General features: G+C 44.3%; 22 protein-coding genes and 1 pseudogene. 5 read left to right on the plus strand and 18 right to left on the minus strand.

Going from position 1 to position 22,621, the window contains the following annotated elements:
- Window positions 1-15: 15 nt before the first annotated feature.
- Entirely contained in the window at window positions 16-2,412 is a 2,397-nt protein-coding gene (locus RKD52_RS14030; protein WP_454100166.1) for a putative bifunctional diguanylate cyclase/phosphodiesterase, read from the minus strand.
- Window positions 2,413-2,641: 229 nt separating this feature from the next.
- Between RKD52_RS14030 and RKD52_RS14035 the strand changes: the two genes are divergently transcribed.
- Window positions 2,642-2,773: a hypothetical protein gene (locus RKD52_RS14035; RefSeq protein WP_267881635.1), complete on the plus strand. Its 132-nt coding sequence runs from the start codon at window positions 2,642-2,644 to the stop codon at window positions 2,771-2,773.
- Window positions 2,774-3,011: 238 nt separating this feature from the next.
- On the opposite strand, the gene RKD52_RS14040 is transcribed toward RKD52_RS14035, so the two are convergent.
- From RKD52_RS14040 to RKD52_RS14065, 6 genes are all read right to left on the minus strand, one after another.
- A complete protein-coding gene (locus tag RKD52_RS14040; protein WP_369733073.1) occupies window positions 3,012-3,098 on the minus strand; it encodes a putative holin-like toxin in 87 nt (28 codons plus the stop codon).
- Between the two features lie 167 nt (window positions 3,099-3,265).
- Entirely contained in the window at window positions 3,266-3,517 is a 252-nt protein-coding gene (locus RKD52_RS14045; protein WP_454100167.1) for a hypothetical protein, read from the minus strand.
- Between the two features lie 420 nt (window positions 3,518-3,937).
- The gene (locus RKD52_RS14050) at window positions 3,938-4,801 is read right to left on the minus strand and encodes a cation diffusion facilitator family transporter (protein ID WP_454100168.1); all 864 of its coding nucleotides are present in this window, start codon (window positions 4,799-4,801) and stop codon (window positions 3,938-3,940) included.
- A 38-nt stretch (window positions 4,802-4,839) separates the two neighbouring features.
- Window positions 4,840-4,980: a YvrJ family protein gene (locus tag RKD52_RS14055; protein ID WP_029281653.1), complete on the minus strand. Its 141-nt coding sequence runs from the start codon at window positions 4,978-4,980 to the stop codon at window positions 4,840-4,842.
- 132 nt (window positions 4,981-5,112) lie between these two features.
- Window positions 5,113-5,328, minus strand: a complete 216-nt coding sequence (locus RKD52_RS14060; RefSeq protein ID WP_454100169.1) for a DUF2922 domain-containing protein — start codon at window positions 5,326-5,328, stop codon at window positions 5,113-5,115.
- Window positions 5,329-5,361: 33 nt separating this feature from the next.
- Window positions 5,362-5,580, minus strand: coding sequence for a DUF1659 domain-containing protein (locus RKD52_RS14065; RefSeq protein WP_369732794.1), 219 nt, complete (start codon window positions 5,578-5,580; stop codon window positions 5,362-5,364).
- A gap of 187 nt (window positions 5,581-5,767) precedes the next feature.
- On the opposite strand from RKD52_RS14065, the gene RKD52_RS14070 reads away from it, so the two are divergent.
- Together RKD52_RS14070 and RKD52_RS14075 are read left to right on the plus strand one after the other, a co-directional pair.
- On the plus strand, window positions 5,768-6,223 hold the full coding sequence (locus RKD52_RS14070) for a hypothetical protein (protein ID WP_454100170.1): 456 nt from the start codon (window positions 5,768-5,770) through the stop codon (window positions 6,221-6,223).
- A 267-nt stretch (window positions 6,224-6,490) separates the two neighbouring features.
- On the plus strand, window positions 6,491-7,567 hold the full coding sequence (locus tag RKD52_RS14075) for an FAD-dependent oxidoreductase (protein WP_454100171.1): 1,077 nt from the start codon (window positions 6,491-6,493) through the stop codon (window positions 7,565-7,567).
- A gap of 8 nt (window positions 7,568-7,575) precedes the next feature.
- Here RKD52_RS14075 and RKD52_RS14080 read toward each other — a convergent pair whose 3' ends face one another.
- The 7 genes from RKD52_RS14080 to RKD52_RS14110 form a co-directional block, all read right to left on the minus strand.
- Window positions 7,576-8,997 (minus strand): dihydrolipoyl dehydrogenase family protein, encoded by a 1,422-nt coding sequence (locus tag RKD52_RS14080; protein WP_454100172.1) that lies wholly within the window; start codon window positions 8,995-8,997, stop codon window positions 7,576-7,578.
- Window positions 8,998-9,008: 11 nt separating this feature from the next.
- Window positions 9,009-9,590, minus strand: coding sequence for a CDP-alcohol phosphatidyltransferase family protein (locus RKD52_RS14085; protein ID WP_454100173.1), 582 nt, complete (start codon window positions 9,588-9,590; stop codon window positions 9,009-9,011).
- Between the two features lie 9 nt (window positions 9,591-9,599).
- Window positions 9,600-10,253: a TVP38/TMEM64 family protein gene (locus tag RKD52_RS14090; RefSeq protein ID WP_454100174.1), complete on the minus strand. Its 654-nt coding sequence runs from the start codon at window positions 10,251-10,253 to the stop codon at window positions 9,600-9,602.
- On the minus strand, window positions 10,250-11,236 hold the full coding sequence (locus RKD52_RS14095; protein WP_454100175.1) for an ABC transporter ATP-binding protein: 987 nt from the start codon (window positions 11,234-11,236) through the stop codon (window positions 10,250-10,252). Before RKD52_RS14095 ends, RKD52_RS14090 begins: the two co-directional genes overlap by 4 nt.
- Window positions 11,237-11,241: 5 nt before the next feature.
- Window positions 11,242-12,897, minus strand: a complete 1,656-nt coding sequence (locus RKD52_RS14100; protein ID WP_454100176.1) for an ABC transporter permease subunit — start codon at window positions 12,895-12,897, stop codon at window positions 11,242-11,244.
- Window positions 12,875-14,107 (minus strand): ABC transporter substrate-binding protein, encoded by a 1,233-nt coding sequence (locus RKD52_RS14105; RefSeq protein WP_454100177.1) that lies wholly within the window; start codon window positions 14,105-14,107, stop codon window positions 12,875-12,877. Before RKD52_RS14105 ends, RKD52_RS14100 begins: the two co-directional genes overlap by 23 nt.
- A gap of 181 nt (window positions 14,108-14,288) precedes the next feature.
- A complete protein-coding gene (locus tag RKD52_RS14110; RefSeq protein WP_454100178.1) occupies window positions 14,289-16,001 on the minus strand; it encodes a methyl-accepting chemotaxis protein in 1,713 nt (570 codons plus the stop codon).
- A gap of 154 nt (window positions 16,002-16,155) precedes the next feature.
- Here RKD52_RS14110 and RKD52_RS14115 point away from each other — a divergent pair, with 154 nt between their 5' ends.
- Window positions 16,156-17,181: an EAL domain-containing protein gene (locus RKD52_RS14115; RefSeq protein ID WP_454100179.1), complete on the plus strand. Its 1,026-nt coding sequence runs from the start codon at window positions 16,156-16,158 to the stop codon at window positions 17,179-17,181.
- A gap of 37 nt (window positions 17,182-17,218) precedes the next feature.
- Here the strand turns inward: RKD52_RS14115 and RKD52_RS14120 are convergent.
- From RKD52_RS14120 to RKD52_RS14135, 4 genes and pseudogenes are all read right to left on the minus strand, one after another.
- Window positions 17,219-17,841, minus strand: a pseudogene (locus RKD52_RS14120) (thermonuclease family protein).
- Window positions 17,842-18,118: 277 nt separating this feature from the next.
- On the minus strand, window positions 18,119-19,222 hold the full coding sequence (locus RKD52_RS14125; protein ID WP_454100180.1) for a M24 family metallopeptidase: 1,104 nt from the start codon (window positions 19,220-19,222) through the stop codon (window positions 18,119-18,121).
- A 36-nt stretch (window positions 19,223-19,258) separates the two neighbouring features.
- A complete protein-coding gene (locus RKD52_RS14130) occupies window positions 19,259-19,795 on the minus strand; it encodes a glycosyl-4,4'-diaponeurosporenoate acyltransferase CrtO family protein (RefSeq protein WP_454100181.1) in 537 nt (178 codons plus the stop codon).
- On the minus strand, window positions 19,792-20,877 hold the full coding sequence (locus RKD52_RS14135) for a glycosyltransferase (protein WP_454100182.1): 1,086 nt from the start codon (window positions 20,875-20,877) through the stop codon (window positions 19,792-19,794). Before RKD52_RS14135 ends, RKD52_RS14130 begins: the two co-directional genes overlap by 4 nt.
- 167 nt (window positions 20,878-21,044) lie before the next feature.
- Between RKD52_RS14135 and RKD52_RS14140 the strand changes: the two genes are divergently transcribed.
- A complete protein-coding gene (locus tag RKD52_RS14140) occupies window positions 21,045-22,565 on the plus strand; it encodes a phytoene desaturase family protein (RefSeq protein WP_454100183.1) in 1,521 nt (506 codons plus the stop codon).
- Window positions 22,566-22,621: the final 56 nt, after the last annotated feature.

Consider the following 22,621-nt stretch of genomic DNA (forward strand, 5'->3'; position numbering starts at 1 on the left):
GATACTCGCCTTTTTTTAGCTTGCTTTCCCGCTGGCAAGGTACTCGGCAAAAAATTCATCAGCCGGGATAGGCCTGCCGCCAAGGTATCCCTGAAATTCAAGACAGCCGAGGTTTGAGAGCAGTTCTTTTTGCATCAAAGTCTCCACACCTTCAGCAATAACCTTTAAGTTAAGATGGTGTGCCATTGAGATGATCATCGAGACAATAGCTTCGTTTCCATTTTGATGCTCCATTTCCTTAATAAAAGACTGATCGATTTTCAGTCTGTCGATATTCAGTTTTTGAAGATAGCTTAAGGAACTGTAGCCTGTTCCAAAGTCATCCATGCTGATTTCGATTCCTCTGTCTCTAAGCAGGGAAAGTTTCATATTTGCCTCAAGCTCATTGTCCATCATGGCTGTTTCAGTTATCTCAAGTTCAAGACTTGAGGCCCTTATATTGTAATTAGAGAGAACATCGTCGATTGTCTGCACTAAATCATCCTGATAAAGATGCAGGTGTGAAATATTAATTGAAATTCTTCCAAAGGATGCGTTTTTTCTTTCCCACAGCTGTACGTGTTTTCCAACTTCTCCAATGACAAACCTTTCAAGATCAAAGATCAGGCCAGTTTCTTCAGCAATTGGAATAAACGTTGAAGGAGGAATAAATCCAAGTTCCTTATGATTCCACCTGACCAGCGCTTCAGCCCCGATGATTGTTGACAGATTCTCTTTAAATTTGGGCTGGAAGTAAACCGTAAGCTCCCCGTACTGAATAGCTTTTCTCAATTCATTTTCGATTTTGATTTTTTCGATCATTTTATTGTTCATTTCCGGTGTATAGATGCTCCAGCTGTTAGAGCCGTTTATCTTTACATCATACATGGCAATATCCGCATACTTCAGCAGCAATTCCTCATCCGTGCTGTGAGTCGGATAGTGGGAAGCGCCGATGCTCGCTGTTACAAGACAGTCATTTCCTCTGACCTTCATCGGCAGCCTGAAGTGATGAACCATGTCATGTGCAAGTTCATTTGCTTCCTCAAGTGAGACATCCAGCAGAATGACACTGAACTCATCTCCCCCAAGCCTTGCTGCAAACGACCTTTCGGGAAGCACAGCAGACAGACGCTCTGCAATTTTAATGAAAACCTGATCTCCAAAAGCGTAGCCATAAAGATCATTGAGCCTTTTAAACCTGTCAAAATCAAGACTCAATACAGCAAATGTTTTTTCTTTTGCGATAACTTCAGACAATTTTTGCACAAAGAATCTTCTGTTGGGCAATCCGGTCAGCTCATCGTGATATGCGAGGTAGTTAATCCGTGTTTGAGCTTTTTTGCTTTCCGTAATATCCTTTATGACTCCGTATACACCTACAACTTCATTGTTTACTACCTGCCTTACGGCTGTGATGAGAATATCGAGGTCATCACCGTTCTTTTGCTTCATCTTTAAAGAGAGATCATTATCAATGAGAGTGCCCGTTACAATTTCAGAAAAATAGTGCATCACTTTTTGATGATCCTCTTTGTGAATCAGCTCTAAAAAACGCAGGCCAATCAGCTCTGATTCATTCAGCTGAGTCATCACTCCTGCGATTTTGTTGACAGATGTAATGGTTCCCTCTAAATCAGTCGAAATAACAGCATCAGGGCTTTGATGAAACAGGGACCTGAATCTCTCTTCTTTTTCATGAATTCTCTTAGTCTGTTCATACATCATTGTATGGCTGTATAAATCCGGGATCAAAGTAAGGATAAAATTTAAAAAGAAAACGAATAGGAACGGAAGCAAATACACATATTTTCCGCCTTCTGCAAATTCAAAATCCAGGACAGATGTCATGATGACATACGGAATTCCCGAAAGTGCAATTCCTCCGATGATGCTTCCTGCTGTACGATACCTGATGGACCTGCTCTGGTTCATTGCCCTGTCCTGAAGAGCGATCAGCAAAAGTCTTACAGCCGAAAAACTGAAGGCAACTGACAGGAGCAAAGCAAAAAGAATCAGCAGCGGCTTAATTTCCAAATGATCGCTGAAAATGACCATATAGCCGATAAAATCAACCATAACAATGCCGGCAGACATACCAAATCCCGTTTTAAAATACGCTGAGGTATTGAAATTTTCAGTGTCTCCCGATCTGATTGAAAAGACAGCGATCATGCTGCATAAACAAAAGCTGAGCACCAAATAAAAAGAGAACCATTTTTCTGAAACAGGAAGGCCGGCAGAGAAAACAGCCGTTACGTGCGTCAGCCAGAACATGAACCCTAGTAGCAGGCTCATTACCCATGGATTCGTTCTAAAGGAAGGTTTTACACTGTATTTGCGGATGGCGGCAAATATAGGAGCAAGATGATAACTAGCTATGGATAAGAGCATGACAAGTAAAACCAGCAGCAAATCTGCATTCACAAACATCGATCTGAACTCCCCCTTCATCCCTTATATCGAACGAAAGCGGAGATAGTTAAGATGTTCTGTTCGTTTTTTATAAATTTTGCCCTCTGTATCCCAAACTATTTTTCAAGTTAAAAGAATGGAATTCTAGATTGTTTCCAAAAAAATGATAAAAAGAGGTTTAAAATGCGGTATTTTGATGCAAACTATCGAACGAAAGTGATTTTCACCTTGAAAGGAGGGGAAAAAAATGAAGCAAGAGCAAAACAACAAGCAGCAGCAAAATATGCAGCAGCAGCAGCAAAACCAGCAAAATCAGCAAGCTGATACAGAATTTGCACAAGAAATGAATCAGCAAAAAGCTAACAAAAAACAAAAATAAGTTTACATAGTGTAAGCTGATAAGGACGGTTTATTTAACCGTCCTTTTTCCTATGTTCCGTCAAGCGCTGAATTTTTTAAAAATCAGCATGCGGGCAGGGATTTTTACTTTTTTTATGATATAATGTTTACGTGAAGCTGCAGATGGTGCCACATCTACAGCCAAAGCAGTCAAACTGCACTCATATGGATCAGCATCATCTTTTTGATTGCACGGGCCTCAAGGAACATACCGAGGTCTATTTTTTTTGTCCGAAGCCAAGCACGGCTACAATCAGCGTAGCAAATGAAACCATCACAACTAAGCTCTCAAATATAGTCACCATTCATCCCCCCTTTCCCCAGGGGTTCAAACTGATCCATAAAAGATTGACCTGCAAGTCCATTATAACATTTATCGAACAAAACAGGAACATACGTTTGTATTTTGATGCTATTTTACTAATAAGCTGCCGAAAGAGCAAAAAAAAGAGAGCTTTTGTGTGCCCTCAGGTTAAGTCTTAACTTTGGTGCGGTCCAATGTGTTTAAGGCGATTTGCATCTTTGCAAGTGTCCCTTTAAGCGTTTCTTCATGGTTGCACTGATCGTTCACGTACATCTCCGACAGATCATAAACGGATCTTGACAGCAGTTCGGCCACGTTCTTAAGTGAATAAGCATCAGGTGCGTAGCCGTCATGTAGCACTTTTCGCAGAATCTCATCACTCAGTTCTTTGATTTTAGCTGCTTTTTCTTTCTCCCTCATGATTCATCCTCCTTACGTTTCATACGTTATTACATTCGCTTCAGGAGCAGAATTCCCTTTGTATGATTCTGTCGAGAAATAATTCTGCTGCAGATGCCAGGCTGCATCAGTCATAAAAAGGCTGGGACAAAACATAGGACAGTCGGATTGCTGAAACATTGTTCATCGGCTGAGATTCGCACAAAAGATATGTATCTTATGTTTTTTGGACACCAGCTGGAGATTAGACCGTACGATAGAGCTCGAATCTTATGCTATTTGCACACCAGATGGAGATTATAACGTAAGAAAACGAATAAATCTTACGCTAAGGCACCAGGTATCAGATTATGATAATGCGTAAATAAACACGAATAAAAAAGGATGAATTTGACAATTGCAACTCAAATTCACCCTTTTTTATGTATGTCTCAGGTGCATTTACGATGGTTCTATATGAACATGGACATGAGATATCCGGTGTTCCTTTTCCAACCTGCTTTCAACAAGATCTGTTATTTCATGGCTTTCAGTCACATTCAATCCGGCATGGACCTCAATAACGACATCAACGAGAACACTGCTTCCGAGATACCTTGCCTTAATATCCTTTATTCGGTCGACACCCGGTGTCGATTCAACGGTGGATTTAAAGCTGAGGAGCTTTTGATCATCAAAACCGTCTGTCAGAGAATGGGCGGTTTCTTTAAAGATATCCCATGCTGTTTTACAGATAATAAACCCAATGGTAATGGCTGTGAGAGTATCAAGCCACGCAATCCCGAACTGAGAGGCGGCAATACCGGCAAATGCCCCGAGACTCACGAGCGCATCTGACCTGTTGTCATGTGCGGCGGCAATCAGCGCTTTGGAATTGATTTTTACAGCCAGAGCACGGTTATACCTGTAAACACCATACATAAGGGCCGCACTGATAATGGCCGTCCATGCGGTAATTAAGCTTGGGGATTCTGTTTTCGGCTCAATAATGGACTTAAAGCCTTCAAATAATACCTGAAGCCCCACTGACATGATAATAAAAGATGCAACAAGCGCAGCAATGGCCTCTGCTTTAAAATGTCCATACGGGTGGTCCTTATCGGGCGGCTTCTGGGAAATTTTCAAACCAATCAGAACGGCAGCAGAAGCAATAACGTCTGTGCCGTTGTTCAGGCCGTCTGCAAGCAGAGCCTGAGAGGAATAAAGATAGCCGATCGAGAGTTTTGCTGCGGCCAGAATTAAATAGGATGCGATGCTCAGCCAGGCACCGCGCTCCCCCTTTTTCAGGTCATCATAAACATCCACTTGTTCACTTCCTAACGCCGGTGAGTGCCGGCACATTCTTACTTGCTGTTCAGCTGATTTGGAAGCATCTGGATCGTACTGTTCAGAGTGTCCAGTTTACTTTCAATTCTATGCAGCAAATAGAGCGTCACCACGATTGGAAATCCGACTTCACTCACTACTTGAATCCATTCTTCCATAATAGGCTTTCCTCCTTTTCCATCATTTATTGCACTAAGACTGAAAACACATCTATTCAGCTGTAAACAGCCGGCATGATTTGAATACAGGAAAGGGCCGGATCCTCCGTGCATCAGATCCGGCCCTAATCTTTAAAACGTCAGGTCAGCTACATTGCGCTCAACGATGCGGCCTCCCTTTTTGCTGATGAAGTTTCCCCCCGCTGAAAAAAATGCGTTGGATGCTAGAATTTCATCCATTGCTAATGCCACGTCACCGGGCACAACAGGTTCTTTCGGAGAATCAATCATGATTTTCACGATCTTTCCTTCTTCATTTAAAAAATGAAGTTCAAGTGTTTTTGCCATACTCCCACCTCCTTGTCTCCAGCTGTTTTTTCATTACGCCATTACTTGATGAGAATCATTGCGTTCAACATGCAAAAGCGTTTCCGTCTGCAGTTCTGCAATGGCTGCTGCTGCCTGAAGCAGCTGTTCAGGCGTTGCTGAAGTCTTAATGTTGTTGTAATTTTTGTACTTGACTGCCGGCTCGCCCTTTTCATTTACACCCATATCAAACACAAGGCGGAGCTGTGAATCAAGAATGACTGTTTCTGCCATTTCATCACCTCCTTTCATGAATGTTATACATGGATTTCATGAATGGAGTAGCTTTGTCAGGCATCATTTTTTTCATCTTTTACATTTCATGCTGAAATTTACTGTATGTTCTCTGTTTTTTTACAGAAAATAACATTAGATCATATTCTTTAATACATAAGACAGACAGGGATAGGCAGGTTAGAATGTGAAAACAACTAAGCTTGAAGTTTTGTTATGGAGCATAGCATTTCCGGGGTTTGGGCAGCTGCTGAACAGACAGCTGGTGAAGGGGATCCTTTTTATTGCTCTGGAAGTGATCATAAATACGTACAGCCATTTTAACAGAGGAATTATGCTGAGCTTTTTAGGGGAAATAAATGCAGCTTTTAAGACGGTTGACTTTGGATGGCTCATGTTTTATCCATGCATCTACATGTATGCCATGTATGATGCTTACAAACATGCAGATGGACATCAGCCTGAGCTGTCCTTTCTGCCGTTTGCATCCTGTGCTTATTTCGTAACAGTCGGGTTAATGCTGTCCCCTAAAGTGAGGCTGTTTGGAGTTTTGCCCGGGCCGATCTGGCTGCCTATGCTGTCTTTAATCCCTGGACTCTCTGCTGGATTTTTCGTGAGATACCTGCTTCTCAAGATGAAATAAAACTCTCCAAGCTGTGTTTCACAACCGGAATATCGGGTAAATAATGGCTAGAGGCAAGATTTCAGCCAATCATGAATTCACTTACTCCAGCTGGCGCGGGCTTGGAACCGCAAGGACGTTTGAGAGGCAGGGCTTACGTTGTGTAGGTGGTACCGGCATGGCTGAATCAATCAGATTTTCACATAAGTACAGTCTACTATTACAACTACTTATTGCACACTGCGCTGTATGCGAGTGTGCTTTTCATTGCGGTCAAGGGGTGTTTGAATGAAGCATTTGGTGCTGCTTGGAGGAGGGCATGTTCACGCTTCCTTCCTTCAGAGAGCAAAATCAGAAAAATGGAATTGCCGCATTACATGTGTGTCTCCTTCAGAGTATCAATTTTACTCCGGCATGTTCTCCGGATTTTCAGAAGGGCTTTATGATGAAGCGGATCTCACTTTCAGTGTAGAGGCACTCTGCAAAAGAGCAGGAGCGCAGTTTTTAAAAGCAGAAGCAGTTAGAATTGATCCATTGAAAAAGGAGGTTCTTCTTCAAACAGGGGAAAAGCTGGCTTTTGACATGCTCAGCCTGAACCTCGGGTCAGAAAGTCATTCCCCTTTTCCCGGTCATCCAGCAGTTCATTCCATAAAGCCTTCTTATACCTTTCCTGAAAAGATGAGGAGATTCAGAGAAGCAAACCTGCCCGTTATTGTCGGAGCAGGAATCGCAGGTTTAGAGCTTGCTTTATCCGTATCAGCATACAGAAGGAAAAACGGGTTCCCTTCAAATGTTGCGATTCTTTCAAACAGCGGCATATTGCCTTCTGCAGATGAAAATATCTCAAAAGAATTGAAACGCCTGCTTGAAGCAAACAGCATCCGGCTCTTTCTCCATCAGTCAGCTGTATCCGCCAAACTGCAATCCATACAGACAGAAGCCAGTACAATTCCTTTCGACGCAGCGCTTATCCTTACAGGACCGGCTCCGCATCCCATGCTGAAGGAAAGCGGTATTGCATGCGATGAGAACGGATTTATGCTAGTCTCAAAAACTCTTCAATCCGTTCAGTTTCCCTATATTTTTGGTGCAGGAGACTGTGTGTCGTTTGAGGAATACCCTGGTCTTGCAAAGAACGGCGTGTATGCCATCCGGCAGGCTCCAGTCTTGTTTGATACTGTCAAAAGATTTCTGCTGGGGCAGAAGCTAAAGCCGTTCAAACCTCAAAAACGCTATATAAGTATCCTTTCCGCAGGAGATAAAAAGGGATTTCTCCTTTATGGAAATTTCTTTTGTTATGGACGTCTACCCTGGAAAATAAAGCACTGGATTGACAGAAGATATATGAAAAAGATGAAACGCTGAAGAATTCTTCAGCGTTTTACTTTGATCCATTTTTCTGTCAGCTTAGGCACAATCCCTGAAAAAAGTTTCTCTCTCCAATAAAGATCCGCCGTTTTTTGAACAGCTGCCGCCCTGTTTGGATAGGGATAGACCATCTGGGAAAGATCGCCGATTTTTTTCCCGAGCTGACTGGCAAATACGACCGGCTGCATCCAGTCTCCCGCTCCCTCTCCAATTGCATGTGCACCTATAATAGAGCCGTGTTTATCCGTTATTATTTTCACAAATCCCTCTGTCTCATCTTCGGCTATAAATCTGTCCACTTCATTGAGGTCAGCCTTATATACCCCAATTTCCTTGTGATTTTTCCGCGCTTCATCCTCCGTCATTCCAAGATGAAAAATCTCCGGGTGCGTATATGTAACCCAAGGCATGCTGTCATACTTGACGGTATGCGGCAATCCCAGAACTGCTTTTTGAACGACCCCTTTTCCCTCCATGCCGGCAGCGTGAGTAAAAAGCTGGTTTCCGTTAACATCTCCGATGGCAAAAATATGCGGAATGCTCGTCTGCATGGACCGGTTGACTTTTATGGCTCCTTTCTCGTCGCACTCAATACCGATTGTTTCTAGCTTTAGCCCATCACTATTCGGTTTTCTACCGGCTGCTACGAGAATATGGCTCACTTCAAGCGTTTTAAGGACATCATTTTGCCTTATCACAAGTTCTTTCCTGTCTTCAAAAGAAGACACTGATTCAATGGCTGCTTCAGTTAAAATGGTGAATTCCTTTCCTAGCAGGCGCGCTGCGGTTTCCCTGATCTCATCATCTTCTTTTGAGAGAGGCAATTGGGACCTTTCAATAAGTGTTACTTCGGTCCCAAGCCTTGAAAATGCCTGTGCAAGCTCCACTCCGATAGGTCCTCCGCCTATAACGGCAAGGCTTTCAGGGAGAACCTCAAGCTGAAATACATTCCGGTTTGTCAAATAGCCGCAATCGCGGATGCCGTCAATATCCGGAACCGCCGGTCTTGAGCCTGTTGCAAGTATGATTTTCTTCCCTTTTAGAATTTTATCTCCCACACTGATCTCATGACTTGAAACAAAAACGGCCTCGCCGTGAATCACATCAATCCCAAGATTCTCAAACCGCTCATCGCCATCATGCTCCTGAATAACAGCTATCGCCCTTTGAACGGACTCCATCACTTTTTTCATATCGGCTTTGCCGCCTGAGGTAAGTCCGAACGCGGCTGCTGCTTTTTTAGCGCTGTATACTTTGTTTGCTGCAGCGATAAAAGCTTTAGAAGGAACACAGCCGGCGTGAAGGCAGTCTCCCCCTAAAGCTTTCTCTTTCTCAATTAAAGCTGTCCTCGCCCCAAAGCTTGCTGCGCCTGCAGCAGCTGTCAGTCCCCCTGATCCTCCGCCAATCACAATTACGTCATATTCCATGTCTGATCCCCCTATTTCAAAATGGTTTTAGCTTCTCTCAGCCTCTGCATGGCTGTAAACAGTTCAATTGCAAAAAATAAATAGGTAATAAGAATAAGGTGATCAGTTAAAAGAATCATTAGAGAAAACAAAATAAATCCTTCTGTCCTCTCAGCCAATCCAGCCTGATAATAAAAGGTTTTCACTCCCTGCTTTTCGCTGACGGCCCCTACTGTAAGGAAGATGGTCATTGAAAGGATAATAGAAACCGATAACAGCAGAAGGGCAAGCCGCGCATCAGGGAAGGCAAGCGCAAGACCTACGATGACGCTTATTTCAACCACCCTGTCAAATGTAATGTCAAGAACGGTTCCAAAGCCTGAAGGTTTAGTCAGCCTCGCCATCGTTCCGTCAACGGCATCCAAATATCCTGATAACCACAGTACGGCCAAGGCCCATAAAGGCTGTCCGATATAAACGAAAAAACCGGAAGACGAACCGATGATAAAAGCCAGAACCGTCACCTGATTCGCCGTGAGCCCCGCTCGCAGGAGGCGCTTTGCAGAATGTTGGATGATGGGCTGAACATATTTTCTTGCATGTGTATCTAGCATACATTTTCCTCATTTCGATTCATTGGTAAGCAGCTGTTTTACTTTTTCCCTGAAAAGCAGGGGCAAGAGCATCAAAAGAACAAATACAGCTCCTGCAGCAGCAAGCAGCAGCACGTTCCCTTCGGCAAAGCTTGATCCTAAAAAGGTGAAGGCAATTGTACCCGGGATTACCCCTATAAAAGTTGCAGCTGCAAATGGAAGAAGCCTCACTTTTGAAATGCCGGCTGCATAGCTTATGACATCAAAATGGACAATCGGTATCAGCCTGAGGATAAGCACATAGAAAAATCCGTTCTGCTCAAGCTGCTTTTTCAGTGTCTTCATTCTTTGATTTTCTGATTTCCTGAACATGTCGAGTTTGAAGGTGCCGGCTGCCAAATAGGCAACTACCGCTCCAATTGTTGCGCCGGCCAGAGTATACAGTGTCCCCAAATAGGGGCCGAAAGCCAATCCGCCTGCAAGCGACATGACAGACGCGGGAAAAAGAATTAACGGTCTGACGGAATATAAAACGATATAAAGGAGCGGTGCAGCGGCCCCGAAAGATAATATCCAGTCCTTGATCGTCTTAGGCTGCAGATTCAGATAACGGCTGTTGAACCAAAGCAGTACTCCCGCTCCCGTTATAATGAAAAGCAATTTCCATACACTGTTCTTTTTCATCCTGCATCTTCCTCTTTTTCGGAATGATCAAACGACTGAATGAGTTCCGGATGAATGACTTCTACGTAGACTGAATCCTGAATACCTGCCGATATATCTGAATGGATGGTTATTCTATCATTTGCATCTTTCAGTTTAAGCGTATAGAAAGTGGCGCCATGCCTCATAAAAATGTGTTCAATTTCAGCAGCATATCTGTATGGATACTGCTCATTCTTATCGACAGCAAGCCTTAGATTGCTGACATGCACAAACGAGCCGCTGCCGGTCATCATCCCTTCGCTGAAGATCGAAGCGGCAGCTTCCGTTTTAGGATGCAGATAGAGGGTTTCCGGAACATCTGCCTGATGAACCCTGCCGTCAGCAAGAACGGCTGCCCGGTCCCCCATGTACATCGCTTCTTCCATATCATGTGTAACAAATAATGCAGACATGCCCTCTTCCTTAAGCAACTTTCTTACCCACATTCTCATTTTTTTCCTGAGCTCAGGATCAAGACTTGAAAACGGCTCATCCAAAAGGATCAGCTGGGGTTTCACAATAAGTGCCCTCGCAAGAGAAATCCTTTGCTGCTGGCCGCCTGATAACTCGTTTGGATAAGCATCTGAATAAGCTGACATATCCACTTTTTCAAGCATCGCAGCGACCTGTTCCCGCCGGTTTTTCTTTTTGGCAGCCTTTAAACCGTACTCAACGTTTTCAAATACCGTCATATGCGAAAAAAGCAGAGGCTGCTGAAACATCATGACGACCGGCCGTTTCTGGGGTTTACTCATGGTTACATTCTCTCCGTTGATCTTAATTTCACCCTCATCAAGCGTTTCAAGTCCTGCGATGCACCGCAGCAAAGTCGTCTTTCCTGTCCCTGAAGGACCGACAAGCGAAACAATTTCCCCTTTGGGTATGACCAAGTCCAGCCTTTTAAAAACAGGCTTTTGCTTATACATTTTTGTCAACGAGCATAGTTCTATTCCTTGATTCAAACCGATCACCTTTTCTGATATGGAGTTACTAAGCGAAGCAGCCCTTCAAACAAAAGCCAGATTCCAATTGGAAGGATGGCAAACAGCATGGAAAAACTCGCGATCACCGTGTCATCTGCACTGCTGAAGTAAGGAAAATACAGACCTGCAAGTGTAAGTACATTTCCCCCTCCTATCAGAGCTGTTAGCAAATACTGGCTTAGGGAGATCGTTGATGCCAGAAAAATAACGCTTCGTATTGACGGGATCAGCTGAGGAAAATAAATGGTGTAAAACACTTTAAACCTGCCGGCTCCAAGCAAAGCTGCCTGTTCGCCCGACAAAACTCCCGCTCTTTCAAATCCTGAACGCATCACTTTGATGGTGTAGGGCAGAGTCGGGAGCAGGTGGATCAGGACAACACCTGAAAGCGACCCGGCCAAGCCTGCCTGGATAAACACTGTATGAAGTCCCATTGCGATCGCCAGAACCGGCACAATGACAGGTGTAAGCAGCAGCGTTTCAACTGCTGATTTCCATTTAAAAGAATATTGGGCAAGAACCTGGGCAGCAGGTATGCCAAGCAGCAGGTTAAGCACAATCACACAAACGGCAATCGTGATGGACTGAGACAAAGCTTCTGCTAGTTTTGGCTCTTTCATCAATAAAGCGTATCCTCTTCCTGAAAAAGTTTCCGGAAGCAGTCCGGTCCATCCCGATGTCATACTTTTCGCTATAACGAATACGACCGGGGCTGTGAACAGAATCAGCAAAACGGCCATCACAGTACGGGACCCATTCCCATGAGGCATGCTTTCCACCGTACTGGACTTCGTTATTCTCTCTCTTTGCTTATTCAATAGGAGATAAACAGCTGCAAGAACTGCAAGAATGACAGCAGTTGAGAAAATCATAACAGCAAATGCAGCCGGTCTTCTGCTCCAGTCTCCCGAATAAAACCACTCATAAGTTAAAACAGAAACCATTTTCGGGTAAGTAGTCCCAAGCAGAGCAGGCACTTCGTAGGCTGCAAAAATAAAGGAAAACAAAAGAATAAAGATTTCGATCAGACTGGGGATGAGCACCGGCCACTCCACCAGCTTAAAAGCATCCCATTCATTACCTCCGAGAGTATACACAGCATCTTTGCGTCCCGTATTCAGCTGCAGATAGACAGGAAGAAGGATGAGAAGAACGAACGGAATCTCTTTCCATACATATGTGAGAATAATGCCGGTCCCTTCTGAATCTTTCATCAGATCAGGAAAAGCGCCTGATGAGGAGATCAGTCCCAGTTCAACTGAAATGGACGAAATCCAGCCGTTTTGTGATAACAGCAAAAACAGCATGTACCCCCACACAAAATGGGGGAAAAGCATTGGAATCCATGCAGCAAGCTTAAGATATCTATTTTTCAAAAGCGGATAGACAGACCTGATAATCAATAAACCTGCAAAAATAGAAATGACTGCCGACAGCAGGGTGATTTTCAAACTGTAAACTAATGAATCCCTGAAAGGCTCATTAGTAAAAAGATCGTGATACGCTGACAGGCTTTTCGCTCCATCAGGCGCCGTTAAGCTCTCAGCCGCAGCAAGCCACAGTCCTGCAAAAACCATTACTAAGGTAAACAGGACTGAGGGGACGGCAGGCTTCAGCCTATTTCTTTCCTGCCACTTCATTCAGCCAATTCTCCTTTAACCAGTTCACGTATTGTGCATCCACTTCAGGAACAAGCGCTTTTTGGAGGACATCCTGAGGGAGCACTGACTGTCCCCTCTCAATTTCTTTAAGCTGCTTCTTTTGCTCCTCATTAAATGTTTCCGGATCAACTGCCATTCCCTCTCCCCAATATGTGCTGTCATGCTTCGCAAGCTGAGCTTCAGGAGACATGAAGAAGTTGATGGCCGTCATAGCGCCTTCCGGGTTCTGAGTGTTGAAAGGGATACCCAGAAAATGAGTGTTTCCGAGTGATCCGGAATCAAGCACGAACGATTTGGTCGTTTCAGGGAAAATTCCTTTTTCGATTAAACTTTCCGCTCTTGCTTCGTTATAGCCCATTGTCATCCACACTTCCCCGCTGCTGTACAGTCTGTCAAGCTCTGTCAGCGAATTCGGGTAGGCAGATCCTTTTTTCCAGAGAGATGGTTTTAGATCATTCAGATAGGTCCACATATCAGAGCTTGATGAGGCTGCAAGTTCTTCATCAAAACCTTCTTTCAGAAAGCGGTCTGCTCCTCCTCCCGACTCATAGAAAACATGCCTTAAAAAAGCATTTCCCGTGAAGTCATTAGCATCGGGGTAGGTGAATTTTCCGGGATTTTCCTCTGCCCATTGTTTAAGTTCCTCAAGCGATGCCGGGGGATTCTTCACCTTCGCCCCGTCATAGTGAAAAACAAACTGCACCTTGCCCCACGGTGCTTCAAGACCTTCTGTTTTTTCTCCGAAATCATACTGAATATCAAGGGCATCCCCGTTGATATGTTTTTTGAAATTCGGAAGCTTTTCTGTAAATGGCCCGTAAAGAAGTTCACTGTTTTTGGCGTTTTTAAAGTTTTCTCCGTTAATCCAGATAATATCTGTTGAACCTTTGGTTTCTCCGGCCTTTTTCTCGTTCAGGAGCTTTTGAAGAAATTCAGGGGCGTCCATCGGAACCCGTTCAAGGTTCAGTCCATATTGCTCTTTAAGTATTGGCGCAGCCCAGTCGTCAATGTACTGATTAATTCCCTCGTCACCGCCCCACATAAACATTCGGACTGTCGTTCCATCTGCCTCTTTTTCAATCTCTTCCCACGATAGATCCAGTGCCTCCCGATTTTTATTTGGAGCAGACGATTGGGAGCAACCGGCTGCCGCTGTCAACAAAATTAAAAACAGTATAAATGGCTTCATATAATCCTCCTTTTAAGGTAATCCTCTCTTCATGATGCTATTAACCTGACGCGGATTCAAGCAGGAATATGTTTTCCCTGAAAAGTTAACGGATAAGGTTCCGGTTTGGATGAAGGGAAATTTTTTCCTGATACGCTCTTAAGCATAAAAAAACCTGACCAATTATGATCAGGTTTTGTGCTCATACTTGAAATTCTCCAACGAGCTGGGAGAGTTCGTCAGACAGAGCTTTCAGACGGTCGGAGGAGGCTGCCACCTCTCTTATGTTTTCAGAAGACTGGTGCACAGAAGCGGAAACTTCTTCAATCCCTGCCGCTGACTCCTCAGACACAGCAGCAACTTCTTCTGCCGCCCTGTTGACCAGCACCATCCCGCTTGCAATTGTTTTCATGTAATCGTCTACATTGGCTATCTTTTCATCAAGCTTTCGGATCGATTTGGTGATCATCTCAAATGATTCACCTGTTTGCTTAATAGAGGAAGCAGAATCTTTCACACGGAGCTGTCCGCTGTTTAACGTGGCTGCCACATTTTTAGAAACGTTTTTGAAGTCTTCAACAATCCTTGTAATATCGGATACAGAAGCCGATACCCCAACAGCGAGTTTCCTTACTTCATCCGCAACAACGGCAAATCCCTTGCCGTGCTCTCCTACTCTCGCAGCTTCAATTGCAGCATTGAGAGATAAAAGATTTGTCTGTTCGGCAATTTGTTCAATGACCGTAACAAGCGCAGCAATTTCTTTTGTTTTATCATCCAGATTCATGACTTCTGCTGCAGATGTATTCATCACACCCATGATGTCATTCATTCTGGCAGAAGATGAATTCATCTGTACAGATCCCTGTGAAACTAAATGCATCACTTCATGTGATGACTTTCTCATAAAGGCGCCTTCTTCATTCGCTTTTTCGAGCTGCCTTGAGAAGTCATCCATTTGAGATGCGATGTCTGATGAAGCATGGGACTGCGCAGATGAACCTGCAGCAAGCTCCTGCATCGTTGCAGATACATGACTGCTTCCTTCATTGACTTCGACGGAAGCTCTGTTTAATTGGCCGCTTCGCACTTGCAGCTCTTCAGATGCTTTTTTAATTTGGCGTACCATGTTGTTCATCTTTGTTTTCAGCTCATTTTGGGAAGCGGTCAGCTGCCCGATTTCATCCCGCCCACCATATTCAAGGTCTGGAGCAGCAAGATTCCCGGCTGAAATCTCATGTGAGAAGCGGATGACACGGTTAAAATGCCTGATAATCATTCTTTGAACGACGAACGTAATCGCTCCTGATAGAACAATAGAAACAACAAGGGCTCCAAGCAAAGTGAAAGCAATCTGTTCCATGCTGCTGCGGGAATCCTCAGCCGCATCTGTTCTTTCTTTGTTTTTCAAGTCCCGGAGCTCATAAAGGGCTGCAATGGTCTCATCTCTGAGTACATTCGCTCTTTCTCTAGCCTGGCTTAATGTCTGCGCATTGTTCTGTTCGACTGCAGGCATAACCGTTATGTAAAAGAGATCATTCAACATTTTGTCATTTTGAATCATCTTCAAGTATAACGCTGTTTCTTCAGGATCATTGAATTCTTTCTTGCTTTTGTCTCCTGCATCCAGCAATTTCTTTCTCTTATCAAGATAGTTTTCTTTGTTTTCGTCTGTGGGATTAATGATGTAATCAGCAATGGCAATATCCATCGACCGGAAAATCGAACCCATCTCAGTGATTGTGCTTGCACTTGTGCTCAATTTGTCCATTTCTGATATATGTTCGTCCACTCTGCTCAGCTGTGCAAACGTTACCATCATTGAGATCGCAAAGAGAAGAATGCACATCATAACAGAAAAGCTGAACTTCCAGCCGATTTTGATATTTCTCCAGAACATAACCGCTTTTTTCATATGTTTAACCCCTTTATTCTTTATCTACGTTTACTATCGGAGGCAGAAAGGAAATGTTTAATCTTCAAATAAGTCTATTTTCATAGGTCTTATTATTCATATCATTCTAGTATTTTGGTATAATGGATTTATTATGAAAAAAGGGGATTTGTTCATGCATGCGTGTTCGTTTTGTTATCAGTCTTTTCCAATCAGCCCGGCTGGTTTCTTAACTATCAAAAATACAGACTCAGTCTATACGAGCTTCCTGGAATCCTCCGGTTTTACGATCAAAGGTGACGGAAGATTCGAGCTTGCCTATTCAACGAAAGATGAACTCAAAGAGAAAATCCTGCCTTTAGCTTCTTTTTTTGCAGACAAACCATGGGTTGCAGCCATTCATACAGGCATGGCTGAAGAAAAGACATCCTTCCATGATCTCCAGTTAGTCTGTGCCCACATTATGAACGAGGAGACTGTCCATCTTATACAAAACGGAACATTTGTCAGCCATCTCCAGCCTATCATCCATGCACAAAGCGGCAGCCTTTACGGATATGAATCATTGCTCCGTGCAATGAATCAGGAAATCTCTCCATACAGGCTCTTTCAAACAGCCGTCGAAACGAATATGCAGTCAGTCCTTGATAAAAAGGCAAGGGAAGCGGCGATTAAAGCGAAGGCAACTCATATTCCTGCAGGCATTAAAAGCTTTATTAACTTTCTGCCTTCCACCATCTATAATCCGGAGTATTGTCTGAAGCATACCTTTGATATCGTAAAGAAATACGGGGTTTCACCGCAGGATCTAGTCTTTGAAGTCGTTGAAACGGAAAAAATAGAGGATGTTGTTCATTTAAAAAAAGTGCTTAACGTTTACAGGGAGAATGGAATGAAGGTGGCTCTCGATGATTTAGGGGCAGGATACGCCACCCTTGATATGCTTCATGAGCTGCAGCCTGACTATGTGAAAATTGACAGACATTATATTACGAACTGCCACAGCGATACAGAAAAACAGGCTTTCGTTTCAAACGTCATAGCCATCGGCAAGAAGCTCGGCATTCAGGTGCTTGGCGAAGGTGTTGAAACGGAAGAAGAGTTTGCTTTTCTTAGAGAGAAAGGGATTGATTTTATACAGGGCTACCTTATAGGAAAGCCAAGTGCAAAACCGGTAATTCCAATGATATTAGCGGGATGAGAGGACTGAAAAAAGCAGCGGAATCACCTCCCGCTGCTTACCTTTTTGACGCTCTGTATCCTGCCTGAACGGCTTCTTTTTCAGAACAGAACAGCTCCTCTTCATCCGTTACGTCATAATACTGCCCGTCCGGCAGATGATAGATTTTTTCTCTCCTGAGGAAGAAACGTTCCCTTTAATATCGCATGACTCGTTCTTGCTTTCTGCAGGAACTTCCTCTTTTTCTTGGATTTCCCTGAACCCCTCGTCTTCAGCTGCATAGTTTTCAATGCTCCATATTCCGATTTCGCTTTGCTGAGCCTGCTTTTGCAGCTCATAAAACCGGTCTACATGTTTTGTGTTCGGAGCATACACATATCCGACTCTTGCCAGGCCTTTTTCAATCAGCATTTCATTAAACATCTTTCCGTCTACATGGAGATAAACAAGGAGACGGCCGTACTTGTCTCTCTCGCCAACATCGAGTTCAAGCTCAACTTTTTTTCCTGAGAGCGTGTCTTTGGCAAAGCGGCTGGCTTCAGGGCCAAACGGCTGAACCGGTTTGTTCGGATGAACGGTCTCAGGTGTGTCGACCAGCAGGAGACGAAGCGTTTCTTCTCTTCCTTCTGCCGTTACTTTTACCGTGTCTCCGTCAATCACTTTTACAACTTCGGCTTCAATAAACCCTTCAGAACTGCTTTCTTGTGTATCCTGCCGTTTTTCTTCCTGTACTGCAGGTGCAGCGGCGTCTTCTGTTACTTCTTCTTTTTCATCCTGCATAACAGCAGGCTGCCCGGTTTTGGGCTGCTCTGCCGCCTCATCCGAGCAGCCTGCTGAGAGCATGGCTCCGAGCAGGAGTGCAATCCATTTTTTCATTTCGTTCTTCCCCTTTAATAAAATTCAAATCGTTCCTTCAAAAGGCAAAAATAAACCGCACATGCAGTGCGGTTTACGGCTCTTACGAAATAATTTGCAGGTCTTTTGGGAATTTTGTGAGCGTTTCATGGCCGTCTTTTGTAATGCAGACATCATCTTCTATACGGACTCCGCCGATTTCAGGAACATAGATGCCCGGTTCGATCGTATAGACCATCCCCTCTTTAAGCACGCCGTTATTTGTATGGCTAATAGACGGGTACTCATGAACGCTGATGCCAAGCCCATGGCCCAGTCGGTGAGGGAAATATTCGCCGTAGCCGGCATTTGTAATCACATCACGTGCAATCTGGTCGAGATCTCCGATTCTGGTGCCGGGTCTGCTTGCATCAAGCGCCTGCAGCTGGGCGTCAAGAACGGTCTGATAAATGTTTCTCTGCTCGCTGCTGACAGATTTGTAAGCTAGTGTCCTTGTAATATCCGAGCAATACCCATCAAGAACAACCCCCATATCAAACAGTACAAAATCTCCGTCTTTTAAAGGGGCAAGTCCAGGATTTCCATGAGGCTGGCCTGATTTTTGCCCGAAGAGAACCATCGTTGAAAAGGACATTTCGCGGATTCCTTTCCGCTTTAGTTCATATTCGATTTTAGCAAGTACGTCCATTTCAGAAACGCCTTCTTTTAAGGACTGAACACCGACTTCAACACCGTAGTCGGCAAGTTCTGCTGCCTGCTTCAAAATGGCAAGCTCCGTTTCATCCTTTACAAGACGAAGCTCATTCATAATCTCTTCAGCTGATACTAAGGCTGCATCCGGAAGAATCTTCTGAATTTCTTCTGCTCTGGAAAAAGGAAGCAGCTCTTTTTCAACGGCTGCCTGCTTCATGTTCTGACGGCCTCTTTTATGTATGGCCGTTTTCACTTTTTCCCATGGATCTTCATGATCGGCATATCCGATGATTTCACCTTCAAAACCTGCGTCTCTCGCCTGGGAGACTTCCATGCCGGGACAAATGAAAAACGGTTCGGCCTCTTTAAATACAAATAACCCCATTAACCGCTCATGAGGATCAGTGTAAAAATTTGTCAAGTAAAAAACATTTTCTGTTGACGATATAAACGCAGCATCTGTATTCTGCTCGTTAAGCCAATCGCCGAGTTTTTGGAGTCTTTCTTTCTTCATCCGCACTCTCTCCTTCATCTAAACATCTCTTCTCTATCATACGCCAATTTTATCAGAACTTAAAGAAGGCGGTTTGACTTTCGCTTCCGGAGTATGAACTTTTTTTGTCTTTCTTTTAGATAAAGCCCGGTTTAGACGGATCCTGTTGTACCGCTGAATCATGATAAACGGCAAATTGAAGCAGGCAGCATACAGTCCATTGATAAGACCTGCAGCAGGAGTGTTCCAAATAAAAAACAGTACAAAGGCAATCAGCTGCATCCAGTGGGACAGCTCTCCCCTTTTTGTTTCTAGGACGAAGCGTTCCATGTCATTTGCCGCATGCAGGTGTTTTTTTGAAAAACCGCCCGGAAACAAACCTCCAGCTTCAGGCATTCTGTCTTTCCATTTTTTAATCATCAGCCGTTCATAAAGTCTGCCGCTTTTCTCAACGGTTTTTTCATTCCACATCCAGTTAAACCGGCAAACCTGGCAGCTGTCCATTTTGCTTGTCAGCAAAGAAACAGAAAGGTGGATGCCCACCCATGCTGCTATATTCACGAATAGTGACTCTGCACCTGTAAGCAAGCTCACTTAGCATCCTCCTTTACAATAATTTTTCTCCCTTTCCAGGATGCTGATTTGCTGATGAAGGTCCGCCAAAATGACGTGATGAAAACAAGCATGAAAAAACCTGCATGAAAAGGAAAGAACAGAGCGGTGATAATGCCGAAAGAGCCAATTTTTCTTACCGTTATCCAAATATGCAGAACAGCGGCAGCATAAAGAAGAGCATACACCTCCCGCCACTCACCCATAGGGAACTCAGTCAAAAAGGATAAACATCCGGCCACCCAGAGCACAAATGGAAGCAGAACCTTCCAATCCGTTGCCTTCGCTCCGCTTGCAAATGTTTTTGAAAAGCCCGCAATAAGAGATGCGGCCCCGTCTGGATACATTCTCATTGAAAGAGCGCCTTTTCCGCTCAGGCAGCGGACAGGTTCTCCTGTCCGGCTTACACGGACGGCAAATTCCATATTTTCAGCGACCTTGTCTTTAATGGTGCCGTGACCGCCCCATTTAAAATAATCTTGTTTTGTACAGATCATGCACTGTCCAAACGCACCGTATGAAACACCTTTTCTCTGAAGGAAACGAAAAGCACCCATAGCAGAAAAAGCTGCCAAGTGGAAAAAAGCAGAAAGTGATTCGTATGGCTTTTGAATGTTGTGATACGGGTGAACGGACAGAATTCCGGAAGCTCCCTGATCAAGAAATGCAGCGGCCGTTTTTCCCGCGCCGAACTCCTCAAAAAAAGTATCTGCATCAAGGAACATGAGCCACTCTCCTTTAGCTTTCTTTGCCCCCGAAAAGCATGCCCATGATTTTCCGAGCCATCCTTCTGGAGGTTCCTCCGCGTGCATGACTTCTGCTCCGCAAGCAGACGCAATTTCTGCTGTTTTGTCTTCTGAACCATCATCCACAACAAGGATTTCGGCTGGATATTGGCCTTTCAGCGAATGCAGCAGTCTGCCGATATTCTGTTCTTCATTTCTTGCAGGAATAATAATAGAAAGCCTGCTTAGAGAATCTTTATCTCCTTTTTGCTTCTCAAGAGTCTGAATTCTGTATAGAAGGTAAAGGCCGGCAGCTATACCGGCTGTCATCGTAAACATACACATCACACTTTCATAATGGAATGATCCGTCCCGCCTCCATGCGGACAGCTGCCCATTCTCCTGGCAAACTGGTTTAAAACGAGCTTTTCAGGGCAGAATGGATGTCTGTAAAGACTGGTCATTAGTTTAGTCAAATTAGAAGAATTTCATAAGGAGGGTTTTCGATGAATAAGAAAGCAGTCATTATCGGCGGCGGGCTTGGCGGGCTGTCAGCGGCAATCAGGCTCCGTTCAGACGGCTATCATGTCACAGTGGTGGAGAAAGGAGAGCGTGTCGGCGGCAAACTGAACATGCGCGGCGGACTCGGCTATACCTTTGATACAGGCCCGTCTATTTTGACAATGCCCTGGGTGCTTGAAAAATTATTTAAAAGCGCCGGGCGGAATCTATCAGATTACCTGACAATTAAAAGGATTGAGCCGGGCTGGAGAACATTCTATGAAGACGGGACAACGATTGATTTAACAAGCGATTTGCCGGTGATGCTTGAGGAACTGAAAAAAGTTTCCGAAGAAGATGCAAACGAATTCTTTGATTACCTGCAGTATTGCAGTAAAATGTATGAATACAGCATGAAGAGCTTTTACAGCAAAAGCTTATCCGGCCTGAATGACCTCCGCTCTCTTCACAGCGTAAAAGAACTGCTGCTGATGGAACCGCTGAAATCAATGGACGGCGTCACACGCAAGCATTTTAAAAACAAGAAAATCAGACAGCTGTTTAATTTTCTGATTATGTACATAGGCTCTTCGCCTTACCATGCCCCTGCCGTTCTTTCGCAGCTGACTCATGTCCAGCTCGGGCTTGGCGTCTATTACGTCGAAGGCGGCATGTACAACATTGCACTGGCCATGAACAAGCTGCTGCATGAACTCGGTGCTGACATTCTCCTGAATACTAAGGCAGAGCGGATTGTCACTGAAGGCTCAAGAGCAGCCGGCGTCGAACTTTCAGATGGCAGAATCCTTCATGCCGACATTGTCGTATCCAATCTTGAAGCCATTCCTGCCTACAATACGCTTCTTAAAGATAAAGCCGGCAGCAGCCAGAAGGCGTCAGATCTCCAAAAATATGAGCCTACCGTATCAGGCCTTGTCATGCTTCTTGGAGTAGACCGGACGTACGAAAATCTGGCCCATCATAATTTCTTTTTCTCGGAAGATCCGGAAAAAGAATTTCATCAGATTTTTAATGAAGGCAAGCTTGCAGATGACCCGACGGTTTATGTCGGCATCTCGTCAAAATCTGATCCGACTCAGGCTCCAGCCGGAAAAGAAAACTTGTTTGTCCTTACTCATGTGCCTCCTTTGAAGGAAGGAGAAAACTTTGAATTCAGAAAAGAAACGTACCGGGCACAAATCCTTGATAAGCTGGAACGCATGGGGATGACAGGGTTAAGAGAGCACATTGAATTTGAATATACGTTTACGCCGAACGATCTTCAAAGTTTATACGGCGCAAACGGCGGCTCGATTTACGGAGTTGCTACAGACCGGAAGAAAAACGGAGGGTTTAAAATCCCGAGCAAAAGCACGCTGCTTGAAAATCTGTATTTTGTCGGAGGTTCCACCCATCCGGGCGGCGGAGTGCCGATGGTCACCCTTTCCGGACAGCTGACCGCAGACCTGATAGCAGAACACGAAAGCAAAAAGCCTCAAATCAATCAAGACAAAGAAATTTCCTGAAGATGCAAAGAAGGATAAGCACTGAGCTTCATCCTTCTTTTGCCTTTTGCCCTTAT

The sequence above is a fragment of the Metabacillus sp. SLBN-84 genome, from assembly GCF_053629595.1.

Coding starts and splice junctions, on each gene's coding strand:
- RKD52_RS14125 (WP_454100180.1), bottom strand. CDS start 19,222: ATGAAGAAAGAAAGACTCCAAAAACTCGGCGATTGGCTTAACGAGCAG.
- RKD52_RS14045 (WP_454100167.1), bottom strand. CDS start 3,517: ATGAGGGAGAAAGAAAAAGCAGCTAAAATCAAAGAACTGAGTGATGAG.
- RKD52_RS14030 (WP_454100166.1), bottom strand. CDS start 2,412: ATGTTTGTGAATGCAGATTTGCTGCTGGTTTTACTTGTCATGCTCTTA.
- RKD52_RS14115 (WP_454100179.1), top strand. CDS start 16,156: ATGCATGCGTGTTCGTTTTGTTATCAGTCTTTTCCAATCAGCCCGGCT.
- RKD52_RS14105 (WP_454100177.1), bottom strand. CDS start 14,107: ATGAAGCCATTTATACTGTTTTTAATTTTGTTGACAGCGGCAGCCGGT.
- RKD52_RS14060 (WP_454100169.1), bottom strand. CDS start 5,328: ATGGCAAAAACACTTGAACTTCATTTTTTAAATGAAGAAGGAAAGATC.
- RKD52_RS14075 (WP_454100171.1), top strand. CDS start 6,491: ATGAAGCATTTGGTGCTGCTTGGAGGAGGGCATGTTCACGCTTCCTTC.
- RKD52_RS14135 (WP_454100182.1), bottom strand. CDS start 20,877: ATGTTTACGATGACAGCCGGTATAGCTGCCGGCCTTTACCTTCTATAC.
- RKD52_RS14140 (WP_454100183.1), top strand. CDS start 21,045: ATGAATAAGAAAGCAGTCATTATCGGCGGCGGGCTTGGCGGGCTGTCA.
- RKD52_RS14085 (WP_454100173.1), bottom strand. CDS start 9,590: ATGCTAGATACACATGCAAGAAAATATGTTCAGCCCATCATCCAACAT.
- RKD52_RS14065 (WP_369732794.1), bottom strand. CDS start 5,580: ATGGCAGAAACAGTCATTCTTGATTCACAGCTCCGCCTTGTGTTTGAT.
- RKD52_RS14040 (WP_369733073.1), bottom strand. CDS start 3,098: ATGGTGACTATATTTGAGAGCTTAGTTGTGATGGTTTCATTTGCTACG.
- RKD52_RS14090 (WP_454100174.1), bottom strand. CDS start 10,253: ATGAAAAAGAACAGTGTATGGAAATTGCTTTTCATTATAACGGGAGCG.
- RKD52_RS14080 (WP_454100172.1), bottom strand. CDS start 8,997: ATGGAATATGACGTAATTGTGATTGGCGGAGGATCAGGGGGACTGACA.
- RKD52_RS14100 (WP_454100176.1), bottom strand. CDS start 12,897: ATGAAGTGGCAGGAAAGAAATAGGCTGAAGCCTGCCGTCCCCTCAGTC.
- RKD52_RS14055 (WP_029281653.1), bottom strand. CDS start 4,980: ATGGAAGAATGGATTCAAGTAGTGAGTGAAGTCGGATTTCCAATCGTG.
- RKD52_RS14035 (WP_267881635.1), top strand. CDS start 2,642: ATGAAGCAAGAGCAAAACAACAAGCAGCAGCAAAATATGCAGCAGCAG.
- RKD52_RS14110 (WP_454100178.1), bottom strand. CDS start 16,001: ATGAAAAAAGCGGTTATGTTCTGGAGAAATATCAAAATCGGCTGGAAG.